The following is a 12,594-nucleotide window of genomic DNA, read 5'->3' on the forward strand; positions in this document are numbered from 1 at the left end:
AACCGTTTCCGTAGCGCAGCTTCGGTGGTTCTTCACAAGATCAGAGAGCGTTCATCCATGTCCTCCAAGTTCAAACCGGCTTTCACACGGCGTTCCTTTCTCGCCTCTTCACTGGCAGGCGGCGCGGCCACGGCGATTGGCACGCCTGGGCTGGCCGCGCCGCAAATTCGCAGATTTTCGCTGCGCGCAGCGCCGGGCCTCGCGCGCCTGACCCCGGTTCCCCGTTCCGAAACGCCCGCCTGGGGCTACAATGGCCTGGTTCCTGGCCCGGAATTGCGGGTGCGGCAGGGTGAGCGGCTGCGCATCGAAGTCACTAACGGGCTGAACGAAGGGACGACGGTTCACTGGCACGGGCTGCGCCTGCCCAATGCGATGGACGGGGTCGCGTATCTGACGCAGGAGCCGATCGCCCCCGGCGAAACATTCACTTACGAGTTCGATGCGGTCGATGCCGGAACCTTCTGGTATCATCCGCACCAGCGCAGTTTTGAGCAAGTCGGGCGCGGGCTTTACGGACCGCTGATCATCGACGAACCGGACCCGCCGCAGGTCGACCGCGATGTGACCTGGGTGCTCGATGACTGGCGACTGACGCAGGATGGCACGATCGCGGACGATTTCGCTGGGCCGATGGACATGAGCCATGCGGGGCGGTTGGGAAACACGGTGACGATAAACGGGCGGTTGTCCGAGGATTTCGCGGTGCAGCAAGGCGAACGCATCCGGCTGCGGCTGATCAATGTCGCCAACGCACGCTTTTTTGCGCTCGACTTCGGCACCCTCGACGTGCGCGTCATCGCGCTCGACGGCCAGCCGGTTGCCCCTCACTCGCCGCCGGACGGTATCGTGGTTCTGGGGTCGGCGATGCGCGCGGATGTGATGCTCGATTGCCCTGCCGCGCCCGGAACGCGGGTACAGGTGGTCGACCGGGCCTATCGTGACAACGACTTTCGTTTGCTGGATGTCGTCTATGGCAACACGCCCCTGCGCGACGGGCCGCCAGACTGGGACATTGCCCTGCCGGACAATCCGCTCTCCGAGCCTGAAATTGCCTCGGCCCGCCGTCACGAGATCTTGTTCACCGGCGGCATGATGGGCGCGATGGTTGAGCGTGACATGGGCATTGATCAGAGGCGCGGGATGATGGGCGGCATGATGAGCGGGATGGCCGGCGGCGGCATGTGGTTCGTCAATGGCGTGGCGGCCGAAGGACCGATGCTCGAACCCTTCCTGACGCTGGAACGCGGTGCAAGCCACGTGCTTCAGATGACCAACGCGACAGCATTCAGCCACCCGATCCACCTGCACGGCCATTCGTTCCGCGTCATCAGCCGCGAAGGGAAACCGACCGAGTATCGCGAGTGGCAGGACACCGTGCTGATCTCGCCCCGCGAGCGCGTCGAGATTGCCCTGGTCGCCGACAATCCGGGCGACTGGATGTTCCATTGCCACATCCTCGAGCACCAGGCGGCCGGGATGATGGGTGTGATCCGTGTTGCCTGAGCAGAGGAGAATGCAAGTTGAAAATGATTGAAACAAGAATTTGGCCAACGCGGCGAAGGGTTCTCATGTCGGCGCTCGGTCTCGGCGTGGCGGGGATGGTGCCGCGGTTCGCGCTGGCCACCAGCGATGGCACGGCGGGCGTGCTCGCATTTGACGGCGATTCCATCGTGGTAGCAGGCCGAACGCTTAGGGTCAGCCGTGATGGCGGCGCAGGCTGGACCGAACAGGAACCCCCCGGGCAGGTGCTGGCGCTGGCCACCCATCGCGACCGGCCCGGACGCTTTGTTGCTGGGTTGGCCGAGGGCGGCGTCGGGAAGTCCGGGGATGGCGGCGCCACATGGCACATCGGCAGTGCCGGACTGCCCACAGGCGAGGTCAATGCCATTGCGATCGGTTCGCGAGAACCCGATCTGATTTACGCGGCGATCCGTGGCGACGGTCTCTATAAAAGCGAGGATGCAGGCGAAAGCTGGGCGCTCGCCATGGATCGCCCCTGGTTGGACGAGGCAGAGCGTGATCCGCTCACCCTCGTGTCCGTCGATCTTGAGACCGGCATGGGTGGCATCTGGATATATGCCGGCACCGAGAGGGGCCTTACGCGCGTGCCCGATTGCTTCTGTCGCTGGCAGGATGTGCAACCCGGAAACGCGATGGATGCGCTTGTGGCCGGCGACGCGCCACCCCCCGCGAATCCGCTGCCCAAAGGCGAACCGGTGATGTCGCTGGCAAGCAGCCCCTCGGTACCGGAACGGCTTTATGCCGCGCTAGCGTCGGGCATCTGGACGTCGGCTGATGGCGGTTTGGTCTGGAAGCAGGTGGCGGAAGGGACCGTCTCGGCCATCGCCGTTCATCCCGAAGACGAGACTTATGTCGCCGCCCTCATGGGCGGTGCCCTGAAACTCAGCCGCGACAGCGGTGCAACTTGGACCGAAACTGCGGCCACTTAAAGGAAAGAAAAATGCAAAGAAGAACAGTACTCGGACTTATTGGAGGCGGCGTCGTTGGAACGGGGGCTTTGACCACGTTGGCGTTTGCGCAGAATTCAACTGAGGTGACACCGGAACTGATCGACACCACGAAACAGGTCACGATGTGGCGCGATCCGAGCTGCGGCTGTTGCGATGCATACGCGGACTACCTCGAAGCGAATGGTTATCAAGTGAAGCGCGTCGATGATCGCAATTTCGACAAGACATCGGTCTCGGTCGGTGTTCCCGAACAGGGTCTCGGATGTCACCTGGCCAAGATCGAAAAATACTTTGTCAGCGGGCTGGTGCCGGTGGACATTCTTGAGCGGCTGGTGACCGAGCAGCCGGATATCGCGGGTATCACCCTGCCGGGCATGCCGCGCAACGCACCCGGCATGGCGCGCGAAAAGTACGGAACCCTCAAGACCTACGCATTCGGCGAGAGCGGCATCTCCGTTTATTCCGATGAATGAGTATATGGACATGATGAGTGGCCCGATGATGGGCACGATGATGTTCGGGGGCGGGTTGTTCCTGCTCCTCGTGCTCGCAGTTCTGGTCCTCAGCCTGGCCGCTCTGCTGAAGTACCTGGGGAGGCCGCGATGAAACCGAGATTTCTAATCCTGGCGGGCGCTACAGCGGCGGCTGTGGTCACCGTCGGTGCGATGGCCCAGCAGTCTGATTCAGACCAGATCGTCGAAAACCTGACGTTTCTTGGAGAAACCGTCACGGCAGATATGATCGTCAAAGGTCAGGGGATTTATGCGGAGAACTGCGCCTCCTGCCACGGTGCCAATCTGGAAGGCCAGCCGGACTGGCAAAGGCGGCTGGCGAACGGACGGATGCCGGCGCCGCCACACGATGAGACGGGACACACATGGCATCATTCAGATCGCAACCTATTTATCGTAACAAAACGCGGCATTGGTTCGATCATCCCCGGCTACGAGAGTGACATGCCGGTATTCGAAGAGATTCTGTCGGATGACGAAATTGCGGCTGTTTTGGCCTACATCAAGAGCACTTGGCCTGAGCGGCAAAGCGAATTCCAGGCGGAAGTCTCTGCAAACGACAAAGGTGGGCTATGACCACCGAGGTGGACCAAAAACCGCGAAAGCGCCCGATACTAACATTGTTACCTGTGGCGGTCTTTGCTGCCATCGGCGCAGCATTCTATTGGGGCCTTTTCAACAACGATAACAGCCTGCCATCTCCTCTGATTGGCAAGGCCATCCCCGAATTTGAACTGCCGCCTATTGATGGACGGTCAGACGGGTTGAGTTCAGTTGATATCAGGGGGCGAATCGCGATCGTCAATGTCTGGGCATCCTGGTGCGTGCCCTGCCGGGTCGAAATGCCCTTGCTGAACGAACTGGCGGCCCGTGATTTTGTGGCGATCTTCGGGATCAACTACAAGGATGATGCTGACGAGGCATTGGCTTTCCTGGCCGAACTTGGCGATCCCTACACGCGCATTGGGGCGGATCGCAACGGACGGGTATCGATAGACTGGGGCGTCTATGGTTTGCCCGAGACCTTTGTAATCGATGCCGAGGGCCAGATCGCCTACAAGCACATCGGCGCATTCAACCGGCGGTCTTTAGAGGAAGATATCCTTCCCGTGGTGCGACGCCTTCAAACGGGAGGTGGGTCATGAGACGGCGAGACCTGATCGCAGGCGCTATCGCCCTTGGCGCGGTTGGCCCTGCATTTGCCCGCCCGCGTATGCCGCTGCACGATGAACCACGCGAGATGCTGTCGCCGCCCTTCGTTGATGGCGCGGGGCGCGACATGACGCTTGCGGATTTTCGGGGGAAGGTCGTGCTGCTAAACATCTGGGCCACCTGGTGTGTGCCCTGCCGCGAGGAAATGCCGACTCTCGACCGATTGCAGGGTCAGCTTGGCGGCGGCGATTTCCACGTTCTGCCGCTGTCGATCGATCGGGCTGGTCTGAAAGTTGTCCGCCGATTTTATGAGGAAATCGGCCTTCGCCATCTTGGAATGTACCTTTCTGACAGCACGAGGGCGATGTTCGCCCTCGGCATAATCGGTCTGCCTACCACGATCCTGATCGACCGCTCGGGACGCGAGCGCGGCCGACTGGTTGGGCCAGCCGAATGGGACAGCCCCGACATCATGGCGCAAATTCAATCAATCATCAATGAACAGGAGAAGTGATCTATGTCTGACACCAAAATGTTCGGTGACCCAAGCCGTCTTTCGCTTCAAGGGCTGATGTCCAACCGCCGCTTTTTGATCCTCGCGCTAATGGCAGTAGTGGGCGCTGGTTTCTACCTGAACTGGGGTTGGCTGGCGGCCTTGGGGGCCGCGCCCATCATACTCGCTCTCGCACCCTGCGCTGTCATGTGCGGCTTGGGGTTGTGTATGAAGGGCGGTTCGAAATCTTGCTCAAGCAAAACCAACCCGACCGAATAGTCGGGAATTCAAAGAGACTGAACACCTCATCAAAAAGGATAATACGATGAAACCTATCAAAAAAATTGCACTCACATCGACTGTCATGGCGGCCTTTCTATCGACCGCAGCTTTTGCTCAGGAAGCAACTGGCACAAACGATCCGATGCAGGGCCAAAACGGCATGTCCGGGCAGATGATGCAGGGCAATATGTCGGGGATGCCAGGCATGGAAGGGATGATGCCCATGATGAATATGATGATGCAGATGGGGCCGATGATGAAGGCCTGCACGGAAATGATGCAGGCGGTGTCGGACTATTCCGAAACCGGCAAACCTGAAACGAACGAAGGCTGATTGCGGTCTGCCGGACCCGACCCAGGTCCGGCAGGGATTCTGTTGCAAAGGACAGGTACATGAAGTTCACAATACCCTCTCGCGCGCTCGCTCAACCCTCGAAGTATCGACATCCCGACTTTCCTGATCAGAGAAGCAATGGTTCCCGGACTAACGTCCAGTTTTGGTTTACAGGCTCTGTTTTCGGAGGCAAAGAATGTCGAATGATCTGAATGAGTTGCGTTCATCCAGAACGCGCGTTTTTCGTGCGGCGCTGTGGGGCGCAGTTCTCGTGGCGCTCGCGGGTTATGCTATCTTGGTTTCGGTAGAGTGGTATTCGGGAAAAGGCACGGGTGAAGCAAGCTATTCCGGCGAAGCCGATGTTCGTTCAGAGTTTTCACTTATCAATCATACCGGCAGAGATGTAACCGAGGCGGATTTCTCAGACCGCTGGCAACTGGTCTTTTTCGGCTTCACCCATTGCCCGGACATATGCCCCACCACATTGGCCTATATGGCAAGCGCTCTCGATATTCTGGGTGAACGCGCCGACCAAGTTGCGCCGCTCTTCATCACCGTCGATCCGGCCAGGGATACAGTGCATGTCATGGCCGAGTATGTGTCCGCCTTCCATCCGCGGTTGATCGGGCTGACCGGGTCAGAGGCGCAAGTGGCCGAAGCGGCGGCCAGTTTCCGCACCTGGTATGAACGGGCGGAAGACAAGTCCGCCCCGGACGGATACTTAATGGCCCATGCTGGTTACATTTATCTCATGGGTCCTGACGGTCGTTTTGAAGCCGTGTTTCAGGAAAGGGGCCAACCGCCGGAAGAACTCGCCGAGGAAATCGCCATGCGTATCGAAAAGGGAAACTGACGGAAATGAAATTGGTTGCGTCAATCGCGATAGCCACGGCGATGCCTGTCGCGGCCCATGCCGATGTAGCGGTCAGCGATGCCTGGGCCCGCGCCAGCATCCTGGCCTCACGTCCTGGCGTGGCATACCTCACGTGACCAGCGACCAGATCGATCGACTGATTGCGATCACGACACCCGCAGCAGCGCGTGCGATGATCCATGTGGTGGAGGCGGACAGTGCAGGTATCATTCGGATGACGCCGCTGGATGCGTTGGATCTGCCGCCCAACACACCCGTCGTGATGGCCCCGGGCGACATGCATGTGATGCTTGTGGATCTTCCCAAAAAGTTGGAGGAGGGAACCACTTTTCCCCTGACATTGGCCTTTGAAATGGCGGGTGAAGTAACGATCGAGGTTCGGGTACTTGGCCCGGGTTCGAGCGGACCGGACGGAGAATGACCATGAAAGCCATAGTTATTCTTGCTTCGCTCATTCTTGCCGTGCCAGCCAACGCACACAATCCGGGCGAGAGCTTGGACGAATTCATAGGGCAGAGGGAACCGGCATTCGAGACGACAGGACTTGACGGCATCCCACCTCTCGACCTTGTCGATGTCGCTGGAAACAAGGTCGACCTCAATAATCTGAACGAACAGGTCGTCGTGCTGAGCTTCGTCCCGGAGGGTTGCGGCACAATCTGTGATGAACAACAGGCGCTTCTGTCAAAAGTCGGGGACGCGGTGAACATCACCCCGATGCGCGATATGGTGACGTTCGTCGTCGTCACGGACGCAGCCACGCGCGCGATGGAATCTTCGCCGAATCTCATCGTCGCCACTTCGGAAGGTGATGTGGCCGCCTCAGCGGAACGTTATGCCACTCTCTCCTCCAGGACCGCCGAAGGCCCTCTGGTTCACGTGATCGACCGCGACGGACTGCATGCGGGAATCTTCCACGGATCTAAGTTTGTCCACGTCAACATGGTCCTCTACATCAACGGGCTGACCAACGCGCGCCGACATTAACCAAGGTTTCAAACATGAGCTTATTAGAATGATGGATGCAGTTCTCGGAGTGGCCGCGCGTGCCGATTGGCTCACCGCTGTTCGACGCTACATCCTTTACTCGGCAATCGGACATCTCGTCTGGGAGGTAAGCCACACTCCTCTATACACGATCTGGGTCGAGGGGACGTGGGGTGAGATCGCCTTCGCAATTGTCCATTGTACGGGTGGTGACCTTCTGATCGCCATGAGCGGTCTACTTCTGTCGCTGTTTCTCGTGGGCAGTTCTGGTTGGCCGGGTGAGCGGGCTGGCCGTGTCCTTATCGTCGTGCTGGGTTTCGGCGTCGCCTACACGATATTCAGCGAGTGGTTGAACATCGTGATACGCGCGGCCTGGGCATATCGCGACCTCATGCCAGTGGTACCGTTGCTCGACACTGGTTTGACTCCGCTTTTGCAATGGATTGTCGTTCCGACGCTTGCGTATTTTGCCGCACTTAAAATGCCCGTGCGGTCCTTCTTTGGAAGGGACCCGAACTGATGGTGGATATTTCGCTACTCGGATTGATTGCAGCTCTGCTGGCCGGGGCCATCTCCTTTGTTTCCCCCTGCGTCCTGCCTTTGGTTCCAGGCTATGTCTCGTATATTGCGGGTCGAACTGTCGCAGGCAGTGCAGCGCCGCCCCGCTCGCGGGCGGTCTGGCTGAGCCTTTGTTTCGTACTTGGATTTTCGACGATATTTATGATTTTGGGTGCGTCCGCCACCGCTTTGGGTCAGGGGCTACTTCGCTGGCGCTACGAGCTCAATCTCGTTGGAGGTGGCATTATCATCCTGTTCGGGCTGTTCATGATCGGGGCCGCGCGGCTGTCCGTGATGGAGCGAGACATGCGTCTTAACTTGGACCTGCCGGGCGGACAGCCGGTGGCGTCTTATGTTCTTGGACTTGCGTTCGGTTTCGGATGGACGCCGTGCATCGGGCCGATCCTCGGTGCCATTCTAACTGCCAGTGCCGCGACCGCCACGATGGGTGAAGGTGTTGCGCTTCTTGCCGTTTATTCGGCTGGCCTGGGGATTCCGTTTCTGGTGGTGGCCGGTTTCACCGACCACCTCGCCGGCAAATTACGCGGCGTTGGTCGTGTGGGGCGCCGGCTGCATCAGGGGGCAGGCGTCATCATGATCATTATGGGGCTCGCGATGATGACCGGTCGACTCAGCACGTTTGCCTATTGGATGCTGGGCACGTTTCCCTTTCTGGCATCCATCGGATGAACCTGCCCGTTCTCGATGACGCGAATCCGGGTGATACCGGCTGAAGCACGTAACATTCGCGCACTGTTCCGGACTTGCAGCCCGTGGCGATGCGCTGCAGTTGTGACTCGAACCGTCGTGACTGTCTAATGCGCTGGCGCACCTCGACAAGCTGTTCGCCAGCGATGCGATCGGCGTCGGTGTCGAGTTTCCCCGGTTTCGTGGACAGTAAAGCGCTGGAATACTCCAGCCTTTGAGGGCCTCGGCTTTTGTGCGGAACTTGCGGCGGTCGAGCAGTTCACATTCGAGGGTAGCGAAGAAGCTCCCGCACATCGCGTTGTCGTAGGCATAACCGACCGATCCCGTCGATGGTCGCACGCCACAGGTTCCTCGTTCTCGGCATCTGAACACCTTCCATTAGAAGTCAAAATGTGTCCATCAAACCGGGAAAACTCCAACTCCAGGCGGAGACCTCGGGCTCCGGTCGGCTTGCCAATTAGAGCTGTCCCCTGCGAAGCGGCGTCCCCAAACAGATGCCTTCATACCAAGGGTTAGATTCCGGTAGAGGGCAGGATCGTATCATAAGGTATTCAGCCCTCTACCGGAATCAACCCCATTCAGATCCGCTCAGACGGAATAGCCATTGATCCTTAAAAACGCCCTTGAAGCTCTAGTTGCTGTAGCTCCTATCTTGCTTCGAGATGGATGATTCGCAGCCGGAGAGACCGATGCCGCATGACGGAAGCAAACCCGATCAAGCTCAGGATCACAAACATGAACTCACGCAGACCGGTGGCGAGGGGGCCGGTGGCGCCTGCTGCGGCTCGGACGAGGGCGCGATGTGCGGCGATATCGGGCCCATAGGCGATGTGGACGCCAAGGGACGCAGTTTCCGCGTGAACGGGCTCGACTGCGCCGAGGAGGTGGCGATCCTGAACCGGGTTCTGGGGCCGGAGGTCGGCGGCGAGGAACATCTGGCGTTTGACGTCATCAACGGGCGGATGACGGTGCTCGACACGGCCAAACCGCTGAGTGACGACAAGATCATCAAGCTGATCGGCTCAACGGGCATGAACGCCAGCCTCTGGGATGCCGAAGGCGCCGCCGAGGCCCAGGCCGCGCATCTGAAGCGGCAGAAATTCTTCACTGTGCTCTCGGGCGGCTTCTGGGCGGCTGGCTTCGGCTATCATATCGTGGAATCCGGGTTCCAGGGGGCGATCGGACTGTTCGCCGGCCATGGTGAGGCGGCGATGCCGCTGGCCGAGAGCCTTCTGTTTCTGGCCGCCATCGTCTTCGGCGCCTGGCTGGTGGCACCCAAGGCGGTTTCGTCCGCACGCAGGCTGTCGCCCGACATGAACCTGCTGATGGTCGTCGCGGTCACCGGCGCGATCTTTCTCGGCGAGTATTTCGAGGCGGCGACGGTGGCCTTCTTCTTCTCGCTCTCGCTCTATCTGGAAAGCTGGAGCGTAGGGCGGGCGCGCAATGCCGTGGCGGCCCTTCTCGATCTGGCGCCGCCCACGGCGCGAGTGATCCGCGACGACGGGTCCGAGGCGGACGTGCTGGCCGCGCAGGTTGCGGTGGGTGACCGGTTCGTGGTGCGCGGCGGCGACCGCATCCCGCTCGACGGCGAGGTGGTCGACGGGATCGGCGGCGTCAACCAGGCGCCGATCACTGGCGAGAGCGCGCTGGTGACGAAGGAACCAGGCGACGAGGTCTATGCCGGCACGATCAACGGCGACGGCACGCTGACGGTGCGGGCAACGAAACCGGCCTCGGACACCGTGCTGTCGCGCATCATCCGTATGGTCAGCGAGGCGCATTCGCGCCGCGCCAACGTGGAACAATGGGTGGCAAAGTTCGCCCGTATCTACACGCCCATCGTGATGGTGCTGGCGATTGCCATCGCGGTGCTTCCGCCGCTGGTGGCGGGCGGCGCCTGGGATTACTGGTTCTACAACGCGCTGGTGCTTCTGGTCATCGCCTGCCCCTGCGCGCTGGTCATCTCCACACCTGTCTCCATCGTCGCGGCGCTCGCCTCGTCGGCGCGCAACGGCGTGCTGATCAAGGGCGGCGCCTATGTCGAGGCCCCGGGGCGGATCACCGCGCTGGCGATGGACAAGACCGGCACCATTACCGAGGGCGAGCCCGAGGTCGCCTCGGTGCATCCGCTGGGCGGCACGACCGAGCGCGAATTGCTGGAAGCCGCGGCAGCGCTTGAGGCGCGGTCGTCGCACCCGCTGGCGCGCGCGATCCTGGCGCGCACCCAGGTCGTGGGTATCGGCGGCGAAGCGGCAGAGGACACCCGCACCGTGCCCGGCCGCGGCGTCGAGGGCACGTTCGGGGGCCGGGCGATCTGGCTGGGTTCGGACCGCTTCGCCGCCGAGAAGGGCATCGACGGCTCGCTGCCGGAAGAGTTGCGGGAGCGCATCGAGGGCGCGGGCAGCACGCTGGTCGCGGTGGGCGACAGTGAAAAGCTTCTGGGCGTGCTTGAGCTGCGCGACCGCATCCGCGCCGATTCCAAGGGCATCGTGGCGCGGCTGCACGCGCAGGGCGTCAAGACAATCGTCATGCTAACCGGTGACAACGAGCGCACCGCGCGCGCCGTTGCTGCCGAGGTCGGGATCGACGAGGTGCGGGCCGAACTTCTGCCCGAACAGAAGGTCGAGGCCATCGAGGAACTGGTGGAAAGCCATGACATGGTGGCGATGATCGGCGACGGGGTGAACGACGCCCCGGCCATGGCGCGGGCGCATTTCGGTATCGCCATGGGCGCCATCGGCTCGGACGCGGCAGTCGAGACCGCCGACATCGCGCTGATGACCGACGATATCGGCAAGGTGCCCTGGCTGATCGGCCATTCGCGCCGGACCATGTGGATCATCCGCCAGAACATCGGCATGTCGCTCGCCACCAAGGCGGTGTTCGTCGGGCTCACCGCCTTCGGCATGGCCTCGATGTGGGGCGCGATCGCCGCCGATGTCGGCGTGTCGCTGCTGGTGGTGATGAACGCGCTGCGCCTCCTGAACGGCAAGGCCGGAGGCGGCGCGAAGAAGGGTGGTAAAGGACTCGGCGAAGAGATGGCCGCCGGCGCACTTATGCATGGCCATTAGACAGTGGAAACGAGCGTCAGTGTTAACGGGAGCCGGACGGCGTACACTACCGCAGCATCCATTCTCCATCGGGGAAAAACGCATGGAAAGCGAATGCGAACATGACATCGTGCGGCACGTCCTTTCCGTCCTTGCGGACCCGGATCGTTCCGACATTCCGTCCGCGCCCGATCCGCGCCGTATCCAGCGCCGACGCTTGCCCGGACGCCCACGAGATGGTGAAGCCAGCCTCGGCAATCTCTCCCTCCGCCGCCAGCCGCGGTACTGGCCAGGCACGGTTGCCGACGCGAACCACGCGCGCCAGGGGTTGAATGCCGTGCGGCGGCATCTCGCCGTTGTAGAGAAACGGCCGGCTCGAACTGTCATAGCTGACGTAGGGGTTCCGTCCATATGTTCTGGGGAAGGCGGGCTGGGCCATGACGAGCCCCTCCGGGTTGCGCGTCTTGAATTCGGACCAGCTCTCCATCCAGCTTGGCAGGGGGGTTAAGTACGCCCCGGTATATTCGCCGACGATCCCTTCGCCCACCGCCTGCTGCCACCAGCTTTCGGTTTCGCGGTCGTACATGATCAGGTTCGACCCTCGCAGCTTGCCCGTAACGCCGAAGGTCAGAACCCGCCCGTTCACGCGCCGGTCAAACGTCGGAGCGGAGTTGCAAAGCGGGCAGTAGGTGACCGCATAAGGGACACCGCCGGCCTTGTCGTTTATGATCTCGTGCCAGGTCAGGTATCGGATCGGGTAGGCGCGCGGAGTTTCGCCTTCAATCTCGACGGTTACGACAGGCTCGCGGTTTTCGATTTTTGTTTCATTACCGGCGCGAATGAACTGCGGATCGCTGAGCGCGGGAATCCCGTCCCTGGGCGGCCCGCCCGAAAGGATTTCGGTCCAGCTTTCGACATTGGTCATCTCGAAGTTCGTTTTCGGCCATTCGTACTGCCAGAACTCCGGGTTCGCCGACGCCTGTGTCGCCATCAAAGCCACCGATAAGGTCGCGGCGGTCAATAGATTTGTGCGCATTCTCCATCCTCCCTGGGACAATCAACAATCTGCCAGAGCGCGGTTCACCGATATAGACCGGATCACGAGGTATTGAGAGATTGTTTGGGCCGGGAACGCGGATTGTCCTGCGAAGGGGGCGAGTCTTCCTGATCTCC

At 60.9% G+C, this 12,594-nt stretch carries 15 protein-coding genes and 1 pseudogene; 14 read left to right on the plus strand and 2 right to left on the minus strand.

Translation table 11 applies throughout. The annotated features are described in order from the left end of the window. Window positions 1-57: 57 nt before the first annotated feature. The 13 genes from AB9K34_RS10465 (at window position 58) to AB9K34_RS10525 (ending at window position 8,353) form a co-directional block, all read left to right on the plus strand. Window positions 58-1,503, plus strand: coding sequence for a multicopper oxidase domain-containing protein (locus AB9K34_RS10465; protein WP_369954370.1), 1,446 nt, complete (start codon window positions 58-60; stop codon window positions 1,501-1,503). A 65-nt stretch (window positions 1,504-1,568) separates the two neighbouring features. Continuing rightward, window positions 1,569-2,450 (plus strand): exo-alpha-sialidase, encoded by an 882-nt coding sequence (locus AB9K34_RS10470; RefSeq protein ID WP_369954371.1) that lies wholly within the window; start codon window positions 1,569-1,571, stop codon window positions 2,448-2,450. 11 nt (window positions 2,451-2,461) lie between these two features. After that, on the plus strand, window positions 2,462-2,944 hold the full coding sequence (locus tag AB9K34_RS10475; RefSeq protein WP_369954372.1) for a DUF411 domain-containing protein: 483 nt from the start codon (window positions 2,462-2,464) through the stop codon (window positions 2,942-2,944). Window positions 2,945-3,073: 129 nt separating this feature from the next. Then, window positions 3,074-3,559, plus strand: a complete 486-nt coding sequence (locus AB9K34_RS10480; RefSeq protein WP_369954373.1) for a cytochrome c — start codon at window positions 3,074-3,076, stop codon at window positions 3,557-3,559. Next, a complete protein-coding gene (locus AB9K34_RS10485) occupies window positions 3,556-4,128 on the plus strand; it encodes a DsbE family thiol:disulfide interchange protein (protein ID WP_369954374.1) in 573 nt (190 codons plus the stop codon). Before AB9K34_RS10480 ends, AB9K34_RS10485 begins: the two co-directional genes overlap by 4 nt. After that, the gene (locus AB9K34_RS10490; RefSeq protein ID WP_369954375.1) at window positions 4,125-4,649 is read left to right on the plus strand and encodes a TlpA family protein disulfide reductase; all 525 of its coding nucleotides are present in this window, start codon (window positions 4,125-4,127) and stop codon (window positions 4,647-4,649) included. The genes AB9K34_RS10485 and AB9K34_RS10490 overlap by 4 nt, the downstream gene beginning before the upstream one ends. A 3-nt stretch (window positions 4,650-4,652) precedes the next feature. Continuing rightward, window positions 4,653-4,907, plus strand: coding sequence for a hypothetical protein (locus AB9K34_RS10495; protein ID WP_369954376.1), 255 nt, complete (start codon window positions 4,653-4,655; stop codon window positions 4,905-4,907). 46 nt (window positions 4,908-4,953) lie between these two features. Next, window positions 4,954-5,244 (plus strand): hypothetical protein, encoded by a 291-nt coding sequence (locus AB9K34_RS10500; protein ID WP_369954377.1) that lies wholly within the window; start codon window positions 4,954-4,956, stop codon window positions 5,242-5,244. Between the two features lie 196 nt (window positions 5,245-5,440). Continuing rightward, window positions 5,441-6,097 carry an SCO family protein gene (locus AB9K34_RS10505; RefSeq protein ID WP_369954378.1) on the plus strand — a complete coding sequence of 219 codons (657 nt, stop codon included), beginning with the start codon at window positions 5,441-5,443 and terminating at the stop codon, window positions 6,095-6,097. Between the two features lie 133 nt (window positions 6,098-6,230). After that, window positions 6,231-6,539 carry a copper chaperone PCu(A)C gene (locus AB9K34_RS10510; protein WP_369954379.1) on the plus strand — a complete coding sequence of 103 codons (309 nt, stop codon included), beginning with the start codon at window positions 6,231-6,233 and terminating at the stop codon, window positions 6,537-6,539. Between the two features lie 2 nt (window positions 6,540-6,541). Then, window positions 6,542-7,105, plus strand: coding sequence for a cytochrome-c oxidase (locus AB9K34_RS10515; RefSeq protein ID WP_369954380.1), 564 nt, complete (start codon window positions 6,542-6,544; stop codon window positions 7,103-7,105). 28 nt (window positions 7,106-7,133) lie between these two features. Continuing rightward, window positions 7,134-7,625 (plus strand): hypothetical protein, encoded by a 492-nt coding sequence (locus AB9K34_RS10520; protein WP_369954381.1) that lies wholly within the window; start codon window positions 7,134-7,136, stop codon window positions 7,623-7,625. Next, window positions 7,625-8,353, plus strand: a complete 729-nt coding sequence (locus AB9K34_RS10525) for a cytochrome c biogenesis CcdA family protein (protein ID WP_369954382.1) — start codon at window positions 7,625-7,627, stop codon at window positions 8,351-8,353. The genes AB9K34_RS10520 and AB9K34_RS10525 overlap by 1 nt, the downstream gene beginning before the upstream one ends. A 192-nt stretch (window positions 8,354-8,545) precedes the next feature. Here AB9K34_RS10525 and AB9K34_RS10530 read toward each other — a convergent pair. Then, window positions 8,546-8,737 (minus strand): annotated as a pseudogene (locus AB9K34_RS10530) (hypothetical protein); the annotation flags it as partial. 518 nt (window positions 8,738-9,255) lie between these two features. Between AB9K34_RS10530 and AB9K34_RS10535 the strand changes: the two are divergent. After that, entirely contained in the window at window positions 9,256-11,442 is a 2,187-nt protein-coding gene (locus AB9K34_RS10535) for a heavy metal translocating P-type ATPase (protein ID WP_369954423.1), read from the plus strand. Window positions 11,443-11,488: 46 nt separating this feature from the next. On the opposite strand, the gene AB9K34_RS10540 is transcribed toward AB9K34_RS10535, so the two are convergent. Then, window positions 11,489-12,457 carry a DUF3179 domain-containing protein gene (locus AB9K34_RS10540; protein ID WP_369954383.1) on the minus strand — a complete coding sequence of 323 codons (969 nt, stop codon included), beginning with the start codon at window positions 12,455-12,457 and terminating at the stop codon, window positions 11,489-11,491. Between the last annotated feature and the right edge of the window lie 137 nt (window positions 12,458-12,594).

The sequence above is a fragment of the Sedimentitalea sp. XS_ASV28 genome (assembly GCF_041224545.1).
Lineage (GTDB): Bacteria > Pseudomonadota > Alphaproteobacteria > Rhodobacterales > Rhodobacteraceae > Sedimentitalea.